This is a genomic window from Pseudomonas sp. NCHU5216 (genome assembly GCF_052156495.1).
GTDB lineage: Bacteria > Pseudomonadota > Gammaproteobacteria > Pseudomonadales > Pseudomonadaceae > Aquipseudomonas.
In genome coordinates this window covers 1-18,068 of the sequence record NZ_JBQLIX010000066.1, presented here as the reverse complement: position 1 = coordinate 18,068, position 18,068 = coordinate 1, and the positions used below count along the sequence as shown (strand labels likewise).

Genomic DNA, 18,068 nt, shown 5'->3' with positions numbered 1-18,068 from the left:
ATGGAGCTATTGCTACGTGACGAGGTTCACCGGCAAGCTCGGGCGCTGGAGTAGATTTGTGGGGATTCCTCAGAATCTGTCCCCTTTTCGCTGGTCCCCTTTTCGCTGAAGGTTTATAGAGGCGCTGACAACGAGGGCACCTGATATGGCGGTAGGTATTCCAGAAAAAAAAGCGAAGTTTCGCTTTGCGCAGAAATTCGAGGGCGTCGTATCTGCCGCGCTGGGGAACGACCAGCTATATGTGCAATACGGCTCAGACGAAGGTAAGCGTTACTTTAAGGCGTTTGACTTGCAGCAGTTCACTGGGTATGAGAACGACGAACCTGCGCAGCTCGTTAGAGAGGTGGAGGCACAATGGCGACCGATGTTTCTGATGGGTAATTTGCTACATATCTATGGGAAAGCGCCGGAGCTTATTGATGTCACCCAGTGGCAAGTGCTCTACAGCGAATATAATGGTGTCGCCAATCCGGGCTGGGCGAGCAGTGGCCGCTTTGTATTCCATGGCGGGAAGGTTTTCCGTACGTATGGTTGGAATGACTACAGTCAGGGGTTGGATATTATTGAAGGCGGCAAGGTCGTTGACCACGCTGAGATTGATATCCAATATTTCATGCCTTGTGCTGACGGATTGATTTACGGTATGCGGCTATCTTCATCGGTCTTCTGTGTCTATTCAGTTGCTGAAAAGACTGTAAAGCTGGAAGTGACGCTTGAACATTGTGAGTTCCCTGATGATACTCCGAAAGCGGCAGTGTCCCGATGTGGTGACACTCTATATGCGCTGGCAGGTAATCATGTTCTGGCTATTGACCTGAAGAGCTTTGTTGTCGTTGCCGATTTTGCCTACTTCAACAGTGAGTTTATGCAGGTACTGCTGGCCGGCTTGAAATATAAGAACCTTGCGTTTCCGCATTTCATTAGTGCATCTAAAGACACTTTGGTGCTGAGTAACGCCGGCAGCATTGGTTATGTGCTGTGTTTATCTACAGCCGATGGTTCATTGCTTTGGAGCCGAAAAAGTAACTGGGAGATGCTTGCCGCGGATACTGACGGAGATTTGATCTTTGGTCTGGAAGAGCGCCGTCCACGCGCGTGGGACAAGTTCACTGGTGAGGAAGTATGGCAAGCCTCTGCCGGCACCATCGCCAACACCATTGAGGTGAGCGACAACTGGGTGGTTTTTCACCAGCCGTCTGGTGATATTCAGTGTTTCAACTGGAGAAAACCTTATGTTTCTCCGAGTCGTCCGGCTTGAAAGTAATGACGCTAACTATCATCCCTTTGCTTAAATTTGCTGAATGGGGCACGTTGGCTGTTGGGCAAAATCTACTGGCCTCTCCTATTTCCGTCGACGACGCTGAAGAAAATTCAGCAAGTAGCCTGGGTAGAGCGCAGCGAAACCCGGGGGAAATTCGATGGGTTTCGCGTTGCTCTACCCATCCTACGGTGCTGTTCCGACAGCAAGTCGCCCAAACAACCACAGCAAACGGTGGATGAAAAAAGCGTCATCCACCCTACGCGTGAGGACGCAACCGAGCCGTTCAGCAAGAATGCCGCTCACCCCTGATTACGCCGGTTCTGCGCCAGGCGTTCGGCCAGGGCGTCGAGTTCGGGTAGTTCGTCCTCGGGCATCTGCCGGATCACCGCCTGGGTCAGTTTCATCTGGCGGATGAAGCGTCGGCAATTGCCGCACATGGCCAGGTGGGCACGCACAGCCAGGCGCTGGCGCAAGGTCAGTTGGCCGTCGAGAAAATCGCTGGAGTGAGCGACCAGTTCCTTGCAAGTCAGCATTGGCCCGTCTCCTCGAAATGTTCCAGGGTGGCGAAGACTTTCAGGCGTGCCCGGTGCAGCAGCACACGAACATTGGAGAGCGAGATGTCGAGAAGATTACAGATCGCCTCCAACTCCAGGCCCTGGCGCTCGCGCAGCAGCAGGACGCTGCTCTGCAGCTCGGACAGGCTGGTCAGGGTGTGTTCCAGGCACTGGCGCAGTTCGTCTTCGGTGAGCAGCGCGTCGGGGCTGTCCTGATGCCAGGTATGGGGGGCCAGCAGCCAGTGGCCGTCATCGGCGAAACGCTCGTCGCCGACCGTGCCATGAGGGGCGGGCAGGTCGTCGAGCAGCACTTCGCGGCGGCTCTGCTTGAGCCGGGTCTTGGCAGTATTGGCGGTGATGGTCAGCAGCCAGGTCTTGAGGCTGGCGCGCCCCTGAAAGCCCGCCAGGTTGCGCACCACGGCGAGCCAGGCATCCTGCACCACCTCGTCGACATGGCGGCTGCCAACGATGGCATAGGCCACCGCACGCATCGCCCCCTGGTAGCGAGCAACCAGCTCGCGGTAGGCCTTCTGCTCCCCAGCGAGCAGGCGGCCCAAGAGATCGGAATCGGACATAGAACTCCCATGGGTAGGGCCTGGCGCGCACGCTGGAACTCTGCGTGCGCACTAGGCATTCCTACAGAGAGTTCAACGCTTGCGCAAAATTACACTGCCGATGGAATAACCGGCACCGAAGGAGCTTAGAACACCCAGGCTACCAGCAGGCAAATCATCCTGGTTCTTGTGCAGGGCGATCACCGAACCGGCCGAGCTGGTGTTGGCGTAGGTGTCGAGGATCACCGGCGCCTCGTGCGGTTCGGCATCGCGACCGAGCAGCTTGCGGGCGATCAGCAGGTTCATGTTGAGGTTGGCCTGGTGCAGCCAGAAGCGCTTGACGTCGCCAACGTTGAGCTGGTGCTCGGCCAGGTGCCCGGCGATCAGGTCGGCCACCATCGGGCAGACGTCCCTGAACACCTTGCGGCCTTCCTGCACGAACAGCTTGTCGCGGGCACCGATGCCCTCTTCCGCCGCGCGGTTGAGGAAGCCGAAGTTGTTGCGGATGTTGTTGGAGAACTGGGTCAGCAGCTTGGTGCCGACCACGTCGAACTGGTGCTTGGAGGTGGCCTGGTCGGCGCGCTCGATGATCACCGCGGTGGCGGCGTCACCGAAGATGAAATGGCTGTCGCGGTCGCGGAAGTTGAGGTGACCGGTGCAGATTTCCGGGTTGACCATGAGAATGGCGCGGGCCTGGCCGGTCTGGATCGCGGTGGTCGCGGCCTGGATGCCGAAGGTAGCCGAGGAGCAGGCCACGTTCATGTCGTAGCCCCAGCCCTCGATGCCCAGCGCGGCCTGCACTTCGATGGCCACCGCCGGGTAGGCGCGCTGCAGGTTGGAGCAAGCGACTATCACCCCGTCGATATCGGCGACGGTCTTGCCGGCGCGCTCAAGCGCCTGCTTGGCAGCGCCCACGGCCATCTCGCAGAGGATGCCCCAGTCTTCGTTGGAGCGCTCGGGGATACGCGGCACCATGCGCTGCGGGTCGAGGATGCCGGCCTTGTCGATGACGTAGCGGCTCTTGATGCCCGAGGCCTTCTCGATGAAGGCCGTGCTGGACTCGCTCAACGCCTCCATCTCGCCACGGGCGATGGCCTCGGCGTTATCGGCGTTGAACTGCTGCACGTAAGCATTGAAGGACGCCACCAACTCTTCGTTGGAAATGCTGTTGGCCGGGGTGTAGAGGCCAGTACCGCTGATCACGACGTTATGCACGCTCATTCCTCTTCTCGGCCGCGGGCGGCCTCAGGCAGTAGGCCGGCGACAGGCGCGCCGGCCGAAAATCGGGGACGTGGGCCAAGCTCTGGCGATGGTTGGCTCCGGGCCACTGAGTGTGCCACAGCGCAACGCCTTTCGTCCTCAGCCCTTGAGAGTGTCTACGAGGACAGAACATGACCACATATAACGTTTTAGTCTAGAGTCTGCGCTTCAGCCAAGCTCTGGAGGCTCCATGACCCTGTCCCTGCTCAGTCGTTACGCATGCTTCGCCCTGTGCGTGCTGTTCACCCTGGCCAGCCTGCCCTTTCTGAGTCACGACTGGTTGTGGCCTTTCACCCTGGTCACCGCAGTGCTCAGCCTGATCGGCATCTTCGATCTGTTGCAGACCCGTCACGCGGTAAGGCGCAACTACCCGATCCTTGGCAACATCCGCTATATGGTCGAAGGCATCCGCCCGGAGATCCGCCAGTACCTGCTCGAAGGCGATGCCGAGCAACTGCCGTTTTCCCGCGCGCAGCGTTCGCTGGTCTACGCCCGCGCCAAGGATCAGGGCGCCGACAAGCCCTTCGGTACGCTGAACGATGTGTACCAGAACGGTTTCGAGTTCATCAGCCATTCCATGCGCCCGGCCCCGCTGAGCGATCCAGACGACTTTCGCGTGGAGATCGGTGGGCCACAGTGCCGCCAGCCGTATTCGGCATCGATGTTCAATATCTCGGCGATGAGCTTCGGCTCGCTCAGCGCCAATGCCATTCGCGCGCTGAACGAGGGCGCCAAGCTGGGCAACTTCTATCACGACACCGGCGAGGGCAGCATCAGCCCCTACCACCGCGAACACGGCGGCGACCTGGTGTGGGAGCTGGGCAGCGGTTACTTCGGCTGCCGCACCGAGGACGGTCACTTCGACCCCGAGCGCTTCGCCGAACAGGCGTGCACGGCGCAGGTGAAGATGATCGAGATCAAGCTCAGCCAGGGAGCCAAGCCGGGCCACGGCGGCATCCTGCCCAAGCACAAGATCACTGCGGAAATCGCCAGCACCCGTGGCGTAGCCATGGGTGAGGACTGCGTCTCACCCTCGAGCCACAGCGCCTTTTCCACGCCTACCGAACTGCTGCAGTTCATCGCCCAACTGCGCGAGCTGTCGGGCGGCAAGCCTGTGGGTTTCAAACTCTGCCTGGGCCACCCCTGGGAGTTCATGGGCATCGTCAAGGCCATGCTGGCCACCGGCATCCTCCCCGACTTCATCGTCGTCGACGGCAAGGAAGGCGGCACCGGCGCCGCGCCGCTGGAGTTCACCGACCATATCGGCGCGCCACTGCGCGAAGGCCTGTTGTTCGTGCACAACACCCTGGTCGGCAGCAATCTGCGCGACAAGATCAGGCTCGGCGCCAGCGGCAAGATCGTCAGCGCCTTCGACATCGCCCGGGTAATGGCCATCGGCGCCGATTGGGCCAACTCGGCACGCGGTTTCATGTTCGCCATCGGTTGCATCCAGTCGCAGAGCTGCCACACCAACAAGTGCCCCACCGGCGTGGCCACTCAGGATCCGCTGCGCCAGCGCGCCCTGGTGGTGGAAGACAAGGCCCGGCGTGTTCACAACTTCCACCGCAACACGCTCAAGGCGCTGGCCGAGATGCTCGCCGCCGCCGGCCTCACCCACCCCGAGCAGATCGATGCCAAGCACCTGGTGCAGCGCTTGTCGGCCAGCGAGATCAAGCTGTTCGCCCAGCAACACGTGTTCCTTGCACCGGGTGAGCTGCTCAGTGGCGAGATCAGCGGCGAGTTCTATCAGCGCATGTGGCAAATGGCGCGCGCAGACAGTTTCGAGCCAGCGCCGGCTTGAGCAGGGTGCTCCCTCTTACCCTGCGCGGCAGTGGCATGCGCCTTCTGCTTCTCGCCTCTTCGCTCTTGCTCAGCCTGGCGGCTCTCGCACAGGAGCAACGGCCACTGCGTTTCTCGGTGGCCGAAAGCTGGGCCATGCCGTTGATGAAAATCGTCGATGGCCAGGCCTCCAGCGGGATCGTCTACGACCTGCAGAGGCGCCTCGCGCAGAAGGTCGGCCGCCGCGCGCAGATGCTGGTACTGCCGCGCTTGCGCATCCAACACTTGCTGGTCACGGGCGGCATCGACGTGCGCTGCTACATCAACCCGGACTGGCTCAACAGCTCACATCATCAGTACATCTGGAGCCTGCCGTTCATGACCCAGCGCGACCTGATCGTCGCGCGCGAGGCCGACCCCGACTTCAGCCTGGAACGGCTACGGGGCGAGCGCCTGGGCACGGTGCTGGGCTTCAGCTATCCCCCTCTGCAGCCGCTCCTGAGCAACGGCGACATACACCGCGAAGATGCCCGCACGCAGGAGCTGGCCCTGGAAAAACTCGAGGCGGGCCGTTATCGCTACGCGATCAGCAGCCAGCTCAGCCTGGACTGGTTCAACCGCAACCTGCCGCAGGAGAAACGCCTGCATGCGCTCGCGCAGATCAGTGCCGACCTGATTTCCTGCATCGTCCGCGACGACCCGGACGTGCCGACCCAGGCATTGCTGCGGGCGCTGGTGCAGATGAAGCAGGACGGCGAGTTCGAGGCCATCCTCCAGCGCTATCGTTGAGGCCTGCTGCGCACGACAGGCCTCAGCCTGGAGCCATTACTCCCACGCCTGCCGCTCCCCCGTCCAGACATGCAGATCGCGTTTCTGCCCACCTGACCACAACCAGCCACTGCGCGCCCCCACCAGGGTGCTGACGGCATGCTGGCGGCCGAAGCGGTTGTGCCGGGCAAGTGTCAGGGCAATATCGCGCAGCACCGCCAGGACACTGCTGTTGGATTGGAACAGCGGCGTCAGCAGGCGACTGGCCTGGCGGTAGTAGCACAGGTGATCACGGCGGGCGTCGCTGTAGCGGCTGAAAATGGCCGACCAGTCCAGCGCCTGCTGCGCGCTCGTATCGCTCGCGCCCAGGACGTCGGCCAGCGCGGCGGCATCCACCAGCGCCATGTTGGCGCCCTGCCCCAGTTGCGGGCTCATGGCATGGGCACAGTCACCGATGGCCAGAACGCGGTTATCGTGCCAGCGCTGCATGCGCACGTCGGCATAGGCGGCCAGGGTCAGTTGCGCGGGGTCGTGCAGTTGCTGCAGATAAGGCTCGGCTGTGTCACCGGCGAGCGCCCGTACCCGCGTCTTCCAGGCGTCGAGCCCCGCCTCGCGACAGGCGTCGTGCTCGCTCAATGGCAGGCTCCAGAACAGGCTGGTGAGGGCGCTATCACGCGCCTGGTGGGTACAGCCGCTGGGCATCAGGCCGAACATCTCGCGGCAGCCGCGATACCACTGGCGCAGCTCATGGGATTCCAGCCCCGAGGGCATCGGCAGCATGCTCCACAACGCGCCCCAGGGATAAGGCCGCACCCACTGCCGAACCTGCATCTGTGCACGCAGGGTCGAACGTGTGCCGTCGGCCAGGATCAGTGCGGCGAAATCACCCAGAGGTCGTTCATCTTCACCCAGCAGGCGAACGTGCGTGGCACTCTGCTGGAATCGCGTGACATTGATGCCGCTTTCCACCTGCACGCCGGCCCGTTGCGCCGCGTTGAGCAATGCCGTCATCAGGACGCCACGGTGAATGCCGAGACCATAGCTGCCTGGCTGCCAGTGGTGATAGCGGGTATCGAGAATGGTGCGGCCCTGGCCACTGGTGCCATACAGGCGGCTGATCGGTGCCCCCAGTGCGGTGCATTCGGCGAGCAGGCCGAGGCGCTGCAGCACGGCCAGGCCGGAAGGCTGCAGCAGGATGCCGGCGCCCACCGGTTGCAGATGCTCGACCCGCTCCAGCAGGCGAACGCTGTAGCCCTGGCGGGCGAGGAAGATGGCACTGGCCAGGCCAGCCGTCCCCGCCCCCACTATCGCTATCGGTAATCCCATCGGCTCGGCCTCCCTGTGCAGACCCACCGATTGTAAGCGCAACGGCACCTGACCGTGAGACTGCGACGCCGGCCAGGCGAATCAGAGGAACATGCCGCCTGACGCCTCGATGCGCTGCCCATTGATCCAGCGCCCGGCATCGCTGAGCAGCAATGCGAAGGCGGCGCCGATATCATCGGGCAAACCGACCCGCCCCAGCGCCGTGTTACTGGCGAGGAAGGCATTGACCTCGGCATTGTCGCGCACCACACCCTGGCCGAAGTCGGTCTCGATGGCACCGGGTGCCAGCACGTTGGCGCTGATGCCACGTGGCCCCAGCTCCTTGGCCAGATAGCGCGTCCACACCTCGACGCCGCCCTTCATCGCCGCATAGGCGCCGTAGCCCGGCAGCGTGAAACGGGCCAGGCCGCTGGAGACATTGACGATGCGTCCGCCGTCGGCCAGCAACGGCAACAGGCGCTGGGTGAGGAAGAACGGCCCCTTGAGCTGGACGTTCAGCAACGCGTCGAACTGCTGCTCGCTGGTGTCACTGCACGCGGCATGAATGCCGATGCCGGCGTTGTTGATGAGAAAGTCGAAACGCTCGCTGGCGAAGGTGTCGCGCAGGCCCTGGGCGACGCGCTCGGCGAAAGCGGCGAAGCGGCTGCTGTCACTGACGTCCAGTTGCAGCATCAGGGCGCGGCCGCCCTGCGCTTCGATCTCCTGAACCAACTGCTGTGCTTCGTCGGCCTGGCTACGATAGGTGCCGATGATGTCCACGCCCTGTGCGGCCAGGTGCAGCGCAGCACTGCGGCCAAGGCCACGGCTGGCGCCGGTGATGAGTGCGATCTTGCGAGTCATGAGCAATCTCCTGGGGTGATTGATGAGGTTCGCTCACAGGTTATTGCTGGCGTGGATGGTGATAAATCCAGCAAATCCGGAAATACTGATCGTCATCAGCGAACAATGAGGGCTGCCTTGATGAACAAGCTGGAACTGCTGCGCACCTTTCAGCGCGTCACCGAACTGAGCAGTTTCACCCAGGCTGCCGAAAGCCTGGGGTTGCCGCGCTCGACCGTGTCGGAACAGGTTCGCGACCTGGAACGCCTGCTCGATGCCCGCCTGCTGCACCGCACCACGCGCCGGGTGCGCCCGACCCAGGACGGCCAGGCGCTCTACCAACGCGGCCGTGAACTGCTGGCGCAGATGGACGAGCTGGAGCATATGTTTCGTCATGAAACCCTGGGGCTGAGCGGACGCCTGCGGGTGGACATGCCCACGGAAATCGCTCGGCGCCTGGTAGCGCCACGCCTGCAGGAGTTTCTCGCCCCACACCCGGCCCTGGAGATCGAACTGGGGTGCAGCGACCGACGCGTAGAGCCCTTGCGCGAAGGCTTCGACTGCGTATTGCGCATCGGTGCCGTCGATGACGACAGCCTGGTGGCACGCTGCCTGGGCCAACTCTCGATGGTCAACTGCGCCAGCCCGGCCTACCTGGCCGCGCATGGCACCCCCGAAAGCCTGGACGACCTCGCCCAGCACAGCCTGATCCACTACGTCACTGCCTTCGGCACCCGGCCTGAGGGTTTCGAGTACCTGCGCAACGGCAAGCTGCATCGCCTGGCCATGGCCGGGCGGGTCACGGTGAACAATATCGACGCTTACGAGGGCGCTTGCCTGGGTGGCCTGGGCATCATCCAGGCACCCTTGATCGGCATGCGCAGCCACCTGCAGAGTGGGCGTCTGCTCCGTCTGTTGGACGACTGGGTGGCAGCGCCGATGCCGGTGCATCTGCTGCATCCACACGGGGCGCACCTGCCACGGCGAGTACGCGCCTTCATGGACTGGCTGGAAGCGCTCATGGCCGAAGAGTTCGAGCACTAGCTCTTCGACCTGAGCGAAGGATCTCCGCTATCAGCGCTGGCTGGGATCATCCAGCAGAATGTCGAAGCCGCCCCTGTTCTGGCTGACGATGCGCAGATGCTGGGTTTGCCCGGCCTCGAGCGGCACGGCGACCTCGCGCAGCAGGCGCCCCATGCCGCACAGGGTATCGTCCATGCGATCCGGGGTGATGCCGACGATATGCCTGCCCGGCGGCACCTGGAAGCTCGCCTCCTCCCCCACACCGATGCGCGCGGCAACCTTACGATCCACCTCGATGGCGACGTAACAGCCGCCCCCCATCAGGCCGAAGTCACGCGTGACCACGATGTGCGCGCTACTCGCCTCGGCCTCCTGGAAGGCCAGCAGGCGATCCTGCGGCACCGCACGAACGTGCTCGGGATCGGCGCGAAACGAGGAGCAACCAGCCATCAGCAACAACGGTACAGCGAAAAGGAACGAACGCATGTAGCCCTCCGTGGGCGTCTCGAGTGCGCCATGAGTATTGGCGTGATCAATGCCTTGAGCAAGTTTCATCGATCTGGATGATGCCCACTAGCAAGGGCTTCGATTTCAGCCAGACGGCGCCGAGTGGTTTCATCGGAAACCTAGCCACTGCACCACTGGGTGCAGGTCAACCCATGGAGAAACACCGATGAAAATTGCCACTTTCGTTTCCGCCGTCATTTCCAGCCTGGCTCCCATGGCGTTCGCCGATGACACCGGCAAGGCCGGCCATGGGCTGGCCGTGGAGAACTACCACTACGGCATGCAACTGGATATCGCCAGCGTGCTCGAACGCACCGACAACTCCAACAAGAGTGGCGTGGTGCCGACCATCATGGTGTACCGCGACAGCCAGGGCGAACTGCACAAGGTGCGTTTCCTCGAATGGGGCGGCAAGACCAGCCAGCAAGGTTGAGCCGAGTGGCGCCGCGGCCGGCGCCCTCGCCCATCATCCCTGCAGGCGCTGACTCAGGCGCGCCTGAAGCTTCTCCAGCTCGGCCGGATCGGCCTTGTTGGCGGCGTGAATACCGAGCCCCTCGCCCTCGAAACGCGGAATCACGTGCATGTGGATGTGGAACACGGTCTGCCCGGCCGGCGCGCCATTGAACTGCGCCACCTGCACACCCGCCGGCTGCAGTTCGTCCACCAGGGCACGGGCGACCTTCTGCACCGCGGCCATGATCTTGGCCAGGTTGTCCGTATCGATCTCCAGGATGTTGCGCGCCGTGGCGCGCTTGGGGATCACCAGGCTATGGCCATAGGACTGCGGGAACAGATCGAGGAACGCCAGGACATCTTCGTCCTCATAGATCTTGTAGCAAGGTGCTTCGCCACGAATGATCTTGGCGAAGATGTTGTCGGAATCGTACTGGCCCATCAGGCTCATGAAGGCGCTCCCTGTGCTGTATGCGAGGGACGCAACATAACCCGGCCAGGCCTCTGATGGAAACCGACCCGTCACTTGCCGCGAACCTTGAACGCCCCGCGAAAGGAACCCCCATGACCGATCTTTCCAGTTACCCCATCACCCACAAATGGCCGGCAACCGATCCCGAACGCCTGCAGCTCTATTCGCTGCCAACGCCCAACGGGGTCAAGGTGTCGATCATGCTCGAGGAGATCGGCCTGCCCTACGAGCCGCACCTGGTCAGCTTCGAGCACAACGAACAGTTCAGCCCGGAATTCCTCTCGTTGACGCCGAACAATAAGATTCCCGCCATCCTCGACCCCAATGGGCCGAATGGTCAGGCGCTGGCACTGTTCGAGTCCGGCGCCATCCTCGTCTACCTGGCGGAGAAGAGCGGGCAGTTGCTCGCCGAGGAACCGGCGGCGCGCTACGAAACCCTGCAATGGCTGATGTGGCAGATGGGCGCGGTCGGGCCGATGTTCGGCCAGCTCGGTTTCTTCCACAAGTTCGCCGGCGCCGAATACGAGGACAAACGCCCGCGTGATCGCTACGTGGCCGAATCCGCGCGCCTGCTCGGCGTGCTCGACCAGCGCCTGCAGGGCCGCGACTGGATCATGGGCGACTACAGCATCGCCGACATCGCCGTGCTGCCCTGGGTACGCTGCCTGGTAGACTTCTACGGAGCCGACGAACTGGTGCAGTTCGAGCGCTTCGGCAACGTCGCTCGTGTGCTCGATGCCTTCCTCGCGCGCCCGGCGGTAAAGCGTGGCTTGAACACGCCGGCACGCGACTGAGCAAACGGCCTGTTATGGGGTCGCCAGCAGTCGCTGCTCGGTCGCCTTGCGATCCGCCTGGCTGCCCAGGTACCAGCCAAGCAGCCCCCACAGCGCTGCGCTGGCTGCACCTACCAGCGCCACCAACCAGGCACCCTGGCCAAGCATGTCCAGCAGGCTCTTGAACCAGCCACTGATGGCATCACCTGCGCGGTAGACCACGGTGTCGATGAAGTTCTTCGCCTTGTACTTGCTTTCGGCATCCAGCGGCGCGAAGAGCATCTCTCGCCCCGGCCTCACGAAGGCATACTCGCCGATACGCCGCACGATCATCAGCGCCGCCAGCATGGCGAAGGTCGGCATCAGCAGCAGGCCGATGAAGCCGATGCATACCAACAGTGGTACGCAGGCCAGCAACACCCTCACCCCCATACGCCTGGCGATACGCCCGGTGATGAACACCTGGGCGACCAGCGCGCCGCCCTGCACGATGAAATCGATCATGCCGAATACGCGCACCTGATCGGCGCGCTGCGGAAACAGCTCGGCCACCAGGCGCGCCTGCTCGAAGTAGAGAAAGGTACTGGCCGTGGCCAGCAGGATGACGAACCCGGCGATGCCCAGCAGGTAGGGCGAAGCCAGCACCCGCAGCAAGCCACTGAACGGATTGCCCGGCACCGGGCGCCGCGGGCTTTCCGCCTGCACCGCGCCAGCCCGCCCCGCCCCACCCTGCTCGCGCCAGCGCATCAGCACCTGCTTGAGCGACAGCGCCACGGCCAGCAGCACGGCGGCCAGCAGGATCAGGCCGCTCTGCCCGAGCAGTCCGACCAGCGACGCACTCAGCGCCGGCCCGACCAGGCCACCGACACTGGCACCGGCAGCGATGAAGGCGAACAGCCGCTTGGCCTGCTCGCTGTCGAACACGTCGGCCATCAGGCTCCAGGCCACCGACACGACGAACAGGTTGTAGACCGAGATCCACACGTAGAAGCTGCGCGCCAGCCACAGGCTCTCAGCCGCCGAGAAGAACGCCAGGGCGAACAACGCCAGGTTGAGGGTGAAGAAGCCATACACCCAGTCGATGAAATGAATCCGCGGCACCCGCGAACTCAACCAGGCGAACAAGGGCACCGCCACCAGCATGACCACGAAGGTAGCGGTGAACAGCCACTGCAGATTCTCCACCCCGGAGACGATGCCCATGGCCTCGCGGATCGGCCGCAGCATGAAATAACCCGAGAACAGGCAGAAGAACAGGGCGAAGCCGGCCAGGGCTGGCCACAGCTCGCCGCGCTGCGCGTTGATGGCCAGGGCCACGCGCTGCAACAGGGTTGACGATGACATGGAAAATTCCTCGAAGGGGCGCGCCCACCTGGCGCACGGGTAATGACTCAGCCGTAGCGAACGCCCGTCAGGCGCTCGGCCACCGACCACAGGCGCGCCGCGTCCTCGGCGTCCCCTGCCGCAGCCGGTACCCTGGCCAAGCCAAGCGGGCCGCGTTTTTCCTCTTCGCCGGTGGGCCCGTAATAACGGCCGCCCTCGGCTTCGGCAGCCGTTGCCGCGAACAGCGACGACAGCGCCCCCTGCGCGGCAGAGTGGTAAGCCTCGCGATCCTCCGCCCATTGGCGGCCGAACTCGCTCTGCAACCCAGGCCCACGCTCGACCAGCTCGGTGACGGCAACCCCTGGGTGCGCGGCGATACTGCGAATGCCCCAGCCATTGGCCTGACTGCGCCGCTGCAGCTCGAACGCCATCATCAAGCAGGCCAGTTTCGACTGGGCATAGGCTGCATAGGGGTTGTAATTGTTCTCCGACTGCAGATCATCGAAATTGATACTGCCACGGTTCACGGCGATGCTCGCCAGCGTCACCACGCGAGGATCAGGCGACTGACGCAGCGATGGCAGGAGCAGACCGGTCAGGGCGAAGTGGCCGAGAAAGTTGGTGGCCAGTTGCAGCTCGAAACCATCCCGGGACACGCCGCGCTGCGGCGGCGCCATGATCGCGGCGTTGTTGATCAGTACATCCAGCGCATCGTTCTCATCGTTCAGACGCTGGGCGAGGTTGCGTACCGAGGCCAGGTCAGCCAGATCCACCTGCTCGAAACGCAGGCGCGCATCCGGCACCTGAGCCCGGATGCGCTCGAGGCTCTCGGCGCCGCGCTGCGCATTGCGGGCGGCGATGATCACCTGCGCGCCCGCCCGGCTCAGCGCCAGGGCATCCTCGAAGCCCATGCCGCTGCTGCCGCCGGTGACCAACATGCGCTTGCCGCTCAGCGACGGCATGTCACTGGCCTGCCAGTCCGGCGCCACATCGGCCCAGGCCACCGAGGGCATGCCGCCCAGCAAGCCATGCAGCGCCAGGCCGCCACCCATCATGCCGAACAACTTCAGGGCATCACGACGCGTATGGCCCTGGCCTGGTGCAATTTTCTTTTTCATCACCGCTTCCTCGTGTCCGTTGACTCGATGCGCCAGACAGGCGCAGCTACAGGACATAGGGTGCGGGCAGACGGCCTGTACGATAAGCCGTCCAAAGCCGAACAGCGTATACGGCCAGGCGGACAGTTACCCGGTGTGTCAAAGGCGCGCGCCCTTCAGGATTGGCAAACCCGCCACGACGCCGCATCATCCAGGGCTTCGCCATAGCCTGGCCGCCGCCCATGCGCCAACCGAACCTCTCCGATATCGCCCTGTTCGCCGCCGTGGTCGAGGCCGGTGGCTTCCGCGTCGCGGCGCAACGCCGTGGCATGTCGGCCTCGTCACTGAGCGATTGCGTGCGGCGCCTGGAGAAGGAGCTGGGCGTGCGCCTGCTCAACCGCACCACGCGCGGCCTGACGCCAACGGAAATCGGCGCGCGGCTGCTGGAACGCCTGCGTCCGGCGCTGGACGAGATCAACGCCGCACTCAACGACCTGCAGGAAGACCCGCAGCATCCGGTCGGCTCGTTGCGCCTGCACGTGCCGGGGGTCATCGCGCGGCATATCCTGCCGCACCTGCTGGACGGCTTTCTCGCGCGTTACCCCGGCATTGCGCTGGAAGTGAACATGGACAATACCTTCATCGACGTGATCGGTGCCGGTTACGACGCCGGCATTCGCTACGAGGAAAGTCTGGCCAAGGACATGATCGCCATTCCCATCGGGCCGCGTCGGCAGCGCTTCATGGCAGTCGCCGCACCCAGCTATCTGCAGCGCCACGGCACGCCGCAGCACCCCAGCGAACTGAGCGAGCACCGCCTGCTCGGCTACCGCTTCGCCAGCGGCAAGCTGGGCGTGTGGGAGTTCGAGCAGGCAGGACGCACCTTGCGCATCGCGCCCGAGGGTCGCCTGGTCAGTTCCTCGCAGGATCTGCTGATCGCCGCGGCCTGTGCCGGTCATGGCATCCTCTACACTTTCGAGGAATACATTGCAGCGCATCTCACCAGTGGCCAGTTGCAACCCCTCCTGCACGACTGGTGGCAATACTTCGAGGGCCCCTATCTGTACTACCACAGCCGGCGTCACGTGCCAGCGCCGCTGCGCGCCTTCGTTGACTACGTGAAGGCGCAGAACAGCCTCGACCATTCGTCACAAAGCCCGAAATAGAGCGGCCGCCAATACCCAAGCAAGGCACTGGGAGAATATAATCGGGCGCCCCGCTCCACCCAATCCAAGGTTTTCCATGAGCCACCCTGCTCCCTGCGCCGCGACCTCGCTGTCGCCTGGTGCGATCCTGCTCATTCAGCTCGCCCTGGCCCTCGGCGGCTTCGCCATCGGCACCGGCGAGTTCGCCATCATGGGCCTGATGCCCAACGTGGCTCAGAGCCTGGGCGTCAGCGAACCCCAGGTCGGCCATCTGATCAGCGCCTACGCCCTCGGCGTGGTGGTCGGCGCGCCGCTGCTGGCCCTGCTCGGCGCACGCCTGCCAAGGCGCATCCTGCTTCTGCTGCTGATGGGCTGCTTCGCCCTCGGCAACTTCGCCAGCGCCGTGGCGCCGAGTTACGAGCCGCTGCTGATCTTCCGCTTCATCGCCGGCTTGCCGCACGGTGCCTATTTCGGCGTCGCCATGCTGGTGGCCGCGTCCATGGCTGCGCCGCACAAACGCGCCAAGGCGGTCAGCCGGGTACTGGCCGGCCTCACAGTGGCCATTCTGATCGGCAACCCGCTGGCCACCTGGCTCGGCCAGTTCATGAGCTGGCGCTACGCCTTCGCTCTGGTCGGAGTGATCGCCCTGACCACCATCGCCATGGTGGCGATCTTCCTGCCGGCCGATCCCAACGAGCAGCGCAGCAGCCCGGCAGGCGAGCTGCGCGCCTTCAATCGCGCGCCGATCTGGCTGGCCCTGGGCATCGGCGCCATCGGCTTCGCCGGGATGTTCTGCGTGTTCAGTTACATGGCGCCGACCCTGCTTCACGTCACCCTGGTCGGCCCTGGCTGGATTCCCCTGGCCATGGCTGTGTTCGGCGCCGGTTGCATCGTCGGCAACAGCGCCGGCGGCTGGCTGTTCGATCGCCTACGCCTGCGTGCGGTGGCCTGGATCCTGGCCTGGAGCACCCTGGTGCTGCTGGTCTTCCCATTCGCCGCGCACAGCCTGTGGAGCATCCTGCCGGCGATCTTCGCCCTCGGCACCATGATCGCATTGGCTCCGGCCGTACAGACTCACCTGATGGACGTCGCCAGCGGCGCCCAGACCCTGGCGGCCGCCTCCAACCATGCCGCCTTCAACGTCGCCAACGCCCTCGGCCCCTGGCTCGGCGGCCTGGCCATCAGCGCTGGCATGGGCTGGACGGTCACCGGCTACATCGGCGCCGCCACTGCCATCGGCGGCCTGGCGCTGTTCGCCTGGGCCTGGCGCGTGCAACACGCAACGCACTGACAGTCCAGAGGTGCATGACGGTGCGCGCGCAGGTATCTTCTGCCTCCCCAGCCACCGCCATGACCCATTCGATGATTGCCCAGTTTCTGCGCCTCAGCCTGATCGGCACCGCCCTTCTCACCTCACTGCACGCCCAGGCCAAGGTGACCGTCGAAGCCCACGACGGGCTGTTGGCGGCGAAGGTTTCCGAAGAGATAGTGCCCGGCGATTACGAAGCCCTGCTCAAGGGGCTACGTGCCAATCCAGGCAGCTTCGCGCGCAAGATCGTCTTGCTCGACAGCCTTGGCGGCAGCGCGCCGGAAGCCATGCGCATGGGGCGCCTGCTGCGTGAAACCGGCTTCGAGGTGCTGGTGCCGTCCGACGGTCTGTGCCAAGGCAGTTGCATCTACCTGCTGGCGGCGGGCAAGAAACGCACGATCAAGGGCGCCGTGGCCCTGCGCCGCCCCCCCTTCGCCAATGGCGACTCGGCACTGGCCCAGACGGCCGGCCCACGCGCTTTCATCAGCCCGGCCAGCTACTTCCGCGAAATGGGCGTGAACACCAGCCTGGCCGAAGCCATCGAGCAGGTGCCGGAGGGGCGCATTCGCCTGCTGAATCATGACGATCTGATGCGCTATCGCCTGAAGTAACGAGTACTCTTGCCCGGGATCAGGCAACAGGCTATCGCCTCTCCCGCATGGCAATAAGCCATCAAGGAAACGGAATTCGAGCATACGCAACGAGGTGCAAAGGCAGTCACCTTTCCTTCGAGCCCCGCCCAGTCCGTGATCCGACCGCTCGGTAAGGCTGGAAATCAGACCAACACTCCCGCCGCGCCACCGTCATTCTCTCTCGAAATTCGGAGTCATCATGCTGAAGAAACTGGCCCTGGCAGCCTTTGCCTCATCACTGCTAGCCGGGTGCGCCTCGGTTCCCATGGAAGACAAGAACGTCTCTGCCGACGCCAAGCGCTTTGCAGACCCTGCGCCGGGCAATGCCGGCCTGTACATCTACCGCAACTCGGGCGTAGGTGCCTCGCTGAAGAAAGACATCTGGGTCGATGACAAATGCATCGGCGAGTCCGCTCCAAAGATCTTCTTCTACGAGCAGGTCAAGGGCGACATGGAGCACAAGATTTCCACCGAATCCGAGTTCTCCCCCAACGACCTGCTGGTCAAGACCGAAAGCGGCAAGAACTACTTCATTAAGCAGTACATCAAGATGGGCGTATTCGTCGGCGGCGCCAACCTGGAACTGGTCGACGAGAAGGAAGGCAAGGAAGACGTGGCAAAACTGGAGTTGGCCCGCCAAGGTACCTGCTCCAAATAAGACGGAGCAGGAAGGCCGAGCCCCGACATAGAAAGATGCCAGGGCTTCTTTCAGGTTCTTCGCGGAATCTCGGGGAAATCATTATTGACGCCGGACTGGCAATACGGTGTTAGCTATTCTTGTGTCTGTTCCAAATAGCCGCGTTTTTGCTGATGTTCTTGGTTTCGCCCTCCCGGGCGAGTCACTTTTGGCGCAAAAGTAACCAAAACCTCCGCCCTTTCATCCGGCCCTCGCTACGCGAGGGTTCGCTCACTCCATCGTCGCTCCAGAGGCCCGCCCCGCGGGGGCCGGCCGGGGCCCAGGCGGCGCGACCCGCCACCAAGGCGCGCCACCACGTCCACCACGAGTGCGGTAG

General features: G+C 63.6%; 19 protein-coding genes. 10 read left to right on the top strand and 9 right to left on the bottom strand.

What is annotated here, in order from left to right:
- Window positions 1–145 precede the first annotated feature (145 nt).
- The gene (locus tag ACSVIK_RS25295; RefSeq protein ID WP_442446887.1) at window positions 146–1,258 is read left to right on the top strand and encodes a hypothetical protein; all 1,113 of its coding nucleotides are present in this window, start codon (window positions 146–148) and stop codon (window positions 1,256–1,258) included.
- A 302-nt stretch (window positions 1,259–1,560) separates the two neighbouring features.
- Here ACSVIK_RS25295 and ACSVIK_RS25290 read toward each other — a convergent pair whose 3' ends face one another.
- The 3 genes from ACSVIK_RS25290 to ACSVIK_RS25280 form a co-directional block, all read right to left on the bottom strand.
- Window positions 1,561–1,794 carry an anti-sigma factor family protein gene (locus ACSVIK_RS25290; RefSeq protein WP_442446886.1) on the bottom strand — a complete coding sequence of 78 codons (234 nt, stop codon included), beginning with the start codon at window positions 1,792–1,794 and terminating at the stop codon, window positions 1,561–1,563.
- Window positions 1,788–2,390, bottom strand: a complete 603-nt coding sequence (locus ACSVIK_RS25285) for an RNA polymerase sigma factor (RefSeq protein ID WP_442446885.1) — start codon at window positions 2,388–2,390, stop codon at window positions 1,788–1,790. Before ACSVIK_RS25285 ends, ACSVIK_RS25290 begins: the two co-directional genes overlap by 7 nt.
- Before the next feature lie 72 nt (window positions 2,391–2,462).
- Entirely contained in the window at window positions 2,463–3,584 is a 1,122-nt protein-coding gene (locus ACSVIK_RS25280; RefSeq protein ID WP_442446888.1) for a beta-ketoacyl-ACP synthase III, read from the bottom strand.
- A gap of 235 nt (window positions 3,585–3,819) precedes the next feature.
- Here ACSVIK_RS25280 and ACSVIK_RS25275 point away from each other — a divergent pair, with 235 nt between their 5' ends.
- Complete coding sequence (locus ACSVIK_RS25275) at window positions 3,820–5,430, top strand: FMN-binding glutamate synthase family protein (RefSeq protein WP_442446884.1); 1,611 nt, start codon at window positions 3,820–3,822, stop codon at window positions 5,428–5,430.
- Window positions 5,431–5,465: 35 nt separating this feature from the next.
- Window positions 5,466–6,197 (top strand): substrate-binding periplasmic protein, encoded by a 732-nt coding sequence (locus tag ACSVIK_RS25270; RefSeq protein ID WP_442446883.1) that lies wholly within the window; start codon window positions 5,466–5,468, stop codon window positions 6,195–6,197.
- 36 nt (window positions 6,198–6,233) lie between these two features.
- On the opposite strand, the gene ACSVIK_RS25265 is transcribed toward ACSVIK_RS25270, so the two are convergent.
- Entirely contained in the window at window positions 6,234–7,502 is a 1,269-nt protein-coding gene (locus ACSVIK_RS25265; RefSeq protein ID WP_442446882.1) for an FAD-dependent oxidoreductase, read from the bottom strand.
- Between the two features lie 81 nt (window positions 7,503–7,583).
- Complete coding sequence (locus ACSVIK_RS25260; RefSeq protein WP_277372594.1) at window positions 7,584–8,342, bottom strand: SDR family NAD(P)-dependent oxidoreductase; 759 nt, start codon at window positions 8,340–8,342, stop codon at window positions 7,584–7,586.
- A 120-nt stretch (window positions 8,343–8,462) separates the two neighbouring features.
- Between ACSVIK_RS25260 and ACSVIK_RS25255 the strand changes: the two genes are divergently transcribed.
- Complete coding sequence (locus ACSVIK_RS25255) at window positions 8,463–9,365, top strand: LysR family transcriptional regulator (protein ID WP_442446881.1); 903 nt, start codon at window positions 8,463–8,465, stop codon at window positions 9,363–9,365.
- Between the two features lie 30 nt (window positions 9,366–9,395).
- Here ACSVIK_RS25255 and ACSVIK_RS25250 read toward each other — a convergent pair whose 3' ends face one another.
- Window positions 9,396–9,830 (bottom strand): 3-isopropylmalate dehydratase, encoded by a 435-nt coding sequence (locus ACSVIK_RS25250; protein WP_442446880.1) that lies wholly within the window; start codon window positions 9,828–9,830, stop codon window positions 9,396–9,398.
- Between the two features lie 187 nt (window positions 9,831–10,017).
- On the opposite strand from ACSVIK_RS25250, the gene ACSVIK_RS25245 reads away from it, so the two are divergent.
- Window positions 10,018–10,284: a DUF2790 domain-containing protein gene (locus tag ACSVIK_RS25245; RefSeq protein ID WP_277372596.1), complete on the top strand. Its 267-nt coding sequence runs from the start codon at window positions 10,018–10,020 to the stop codon at window positions 10,282–10,284.
- Window positions 10,285–10,317: 33 nt separating this feature from the next.
- On the opposite strand, the gene ACSVIK_RS25240 is transcribed toward ACSVIK_RS25245, so the two are convergent.
- A complete protein-coding gene (locus ACSVIK_RS25240) occupies window positions 10,318–10,755 on the bottom strand; it encodes an HIT family protein (RefSeq protein ID WP_442446879.1) in 438 nt (145 codons plus the stop codon).
- A gap of 113 nt (window positions 10,756–10,868) precedes the next feature.
- Between ACSVIK_RS25240 and ACSVIK_RS25235 the strand changes: the two genes are divergently transcribed.
- Entirely contained in the window at window positions 10,869–11,570 is a 702-nt protein-coding gene (locus tag ACSVIK_RS25235; RefSeq protein ID WP_442446878.1) for a glutathione S-transferase N-terminal domain-containing protein, read from the top strand.
- A gap of 12 nt (window positions 11,571–11,582) precedes the next feature.
- On the opposite strand, the gene ACSVIK_RS25230 is transcribed toward ACSVIK_RS25235, so the two are convergent.
- Both ACSVIK_RS25230 and ACSVIK_RS25225 read right to left on the bottom strand, forming a co-directional pair.
- A complete protein-coding gene (locus tag ACSVIK_RS25230; protein ID WP_442446877.1) occupies window positions 11,583–12,893 on the bottom strand; it encodes an NTP/NDP exchange transporter in 1,311 nt (436 codons plus the stop codon).
- 47 nt (window positions 12,894–12,940) lie between these two features.
- Complete coding sequence (locus tag ACSVIK_RS25225; protein WP_442446876.1) at window positions 12,941–13,990, bottom strand: SDR family oxidoreductase; 1,050 nt, start codon at window positions 13,988–13,990, stop codon at window positions 12,941–12,943.
- Window positions 13,991–14,211: 221 nt separating this feature from the next.
- Between ACSVIK_RS25225 and ACSVIK_RS25220 the strand changes: the two genes are divergently transcribed.
- The 4 genes from ACSVIK_RS25220 (at window position 14,212) to ACSVIK_RS25205 (ending at window position 17,713) form a co-directional block, all read left to right on the top strand.
- A complete protein-coding gene (locus ACSVIK_RS25220; protein WP_442446875.1) occupies window positions 14,212–15,135 on the top strand; it encodes a LysR substrate-binding domain-containing protein in 924 nt (307 codons plus the stop codon).
- Window positions 15,136–15,211: 76 nt separating this feature from the next.
- Window positions 15,212–16,405, top strand: coding sequence for an MFS transporter (locus ACSVIK_RS25215; RefSeq protein ID WP_442446874.1), 1,194 nt, complete (start codon window positions 15,212–15,214; stop codon window positions 16,403–16,405).
- Between the two features lie 71 nt (window positions 16,406–16,476).
- Entirely contained in the window at window positions 16,477–17,034 is a 558-nt protein-coding gene (locus tag ACSVIK_RS25210; protein WP_442446873.1) for a hypothetical protein, read from the top strand.
- A 220-nt stretch (window positions 17,035–17,254) separates the two neighbouring features.
- Window positions 17,255–17,713 carry a DUF2846 domain-containing protein gene (locus tag ACSVIK_RS25205; RefSeq protein ID WP_442446872.1) on the top strand — a complete coding sequence of 153 codons (459 nt, stop codon included), beginning with the start codon at window positions 17,255–17,257 and terminating at the stop codon, window positions 17,711–17,713.
- Window positions 17,714–18,068: the final 355 nt, after the last annotated feature.

Coding starts and splice junctions, on each gene's coding strand:
- ACSVIK_RS25205 (WP_442446872.1), top strand. CDS start 17,255: ATGCTGAAGAAACTGGCCCTGGCAGCCTTTGCCTCATCACTGCTAGCC.
- ACSVIK_RS25250 (WP_442446880.1), bottom strand. CDS start 9,830: ATGCGTTCGTTCCTTTTCGCTGTACCGTTGTTGCTGATGGCTGGTTGC.
- ACSVIK_RS25295 (WP_442446887.1), top strand. CDS start 146: ATGGCGGTAGGTATTCCAGAAAAAAAAGCGAAGTTTCGCTTTGCGCAG.
- ACSVIK_RS25210 (WP_442446873.1), top strand. CDS start 16,477: ATGATTGCCCAGTTTCTGCGCCTCAGCCTGATCGGCACCGCCCTTCTC.
- ACSVIK_RS25265 (WP_442446882.1), bottom strand. CDS start 7,502: ATGGGATTACCGATAGCGATAGTGGGGGCGGGGACGGCTGGCCTGGCC.
- ACSVIK_RS25275 (WP_442446884.1), top strand. CDS start 3,820: ATGACCCTGTCCCTGCTCAGTCGTTACGCATGCTTCGCCCTGTGCGTG.
- ACSVIK_RS25290 (WP_442446886.1), bottom strand. CDS start 1,794: ATGCTGACTTGCAAGGAACTGGTCGCTCACTCCAGCGATTTTCTCGAC.
- ACSVIK_RS25225 (WP_442446876.1), bottom strand. CDS start 13,990: ATGAAAAAGAAAATTGCACCAGGCCAGGGCCATACGCGTCGTGATGCC.
- ACSVIK_RS25215 (WP_442446874.1), top strand. CDS start 15,212: ATGAGCCACCCTGCTCCCTGCGCCGCGACCTCGCTGTCGCCTGGTGCG.
- ACSVIK_RS25230 (WP_442446877.1), bottom strand. CDS start 12,893: ATGTCATCGTCAACCCTGTTGCAGCGCGTGGCCCTGGCCATCAACGCG.
- ACSVIK_RS25255 (WP_442446881.1), top strand. CDS start 8,463: ATGAACAAGCTGGAACTGCTGCGCACCTTTCAGCGCGTCACCGAACTG.
- ACSVIK_RS25240 (WP_442446879.1), bottom strand. CDS start 10,755: ATGAGCCTGATGGGCCAGTACGATTCCGACAACATCTTCGCCAAGATC.
- ACSVIK_RS25245 (WP_277372596.1), top strand. CDS start 10,018: ATGAAAATTGCCACTTTCGTTTCCGCCGTCATTTCCAGCCTGGCTCCC.
- ACSVIK_RS25260 (WP_277372594.1), bottom strand. CDS start 8,342: ATGACTCGCAAGATCGCACTCATCACCGGCGCCAGCCGTGGCCTTGGC.
- ACSVIK_RS25235 (WP_442446878.1), top strand. CDS start 10,869: ATGACCGATCTTTCCAGTTACCCCATCACCCACAAATGGCCGGCAACC.
- ACSVIK_RS25270 (WP_442446883.1), top strand. CDS start 5,466: ATGCGCCTTCTGCTTCTCGCCTCTTCGCTCTTGCTCAGCCTGGCGGCT.
- ACSVIK_RS25220 (WP_442446875.1), top strand. CDS start 14,212: ATGCGCCAACCGAACCTCTCCGATATCGCCCTGTTCGCCGCCGTGGTC.
- ACSVIK_RS25285 (WP_442446885.1), bottom strand. CDS start 2,390: ATGTCCGATTCCGATCTCTTGGGCCGCCTGCTCGCTGGGGAGCAGAAG.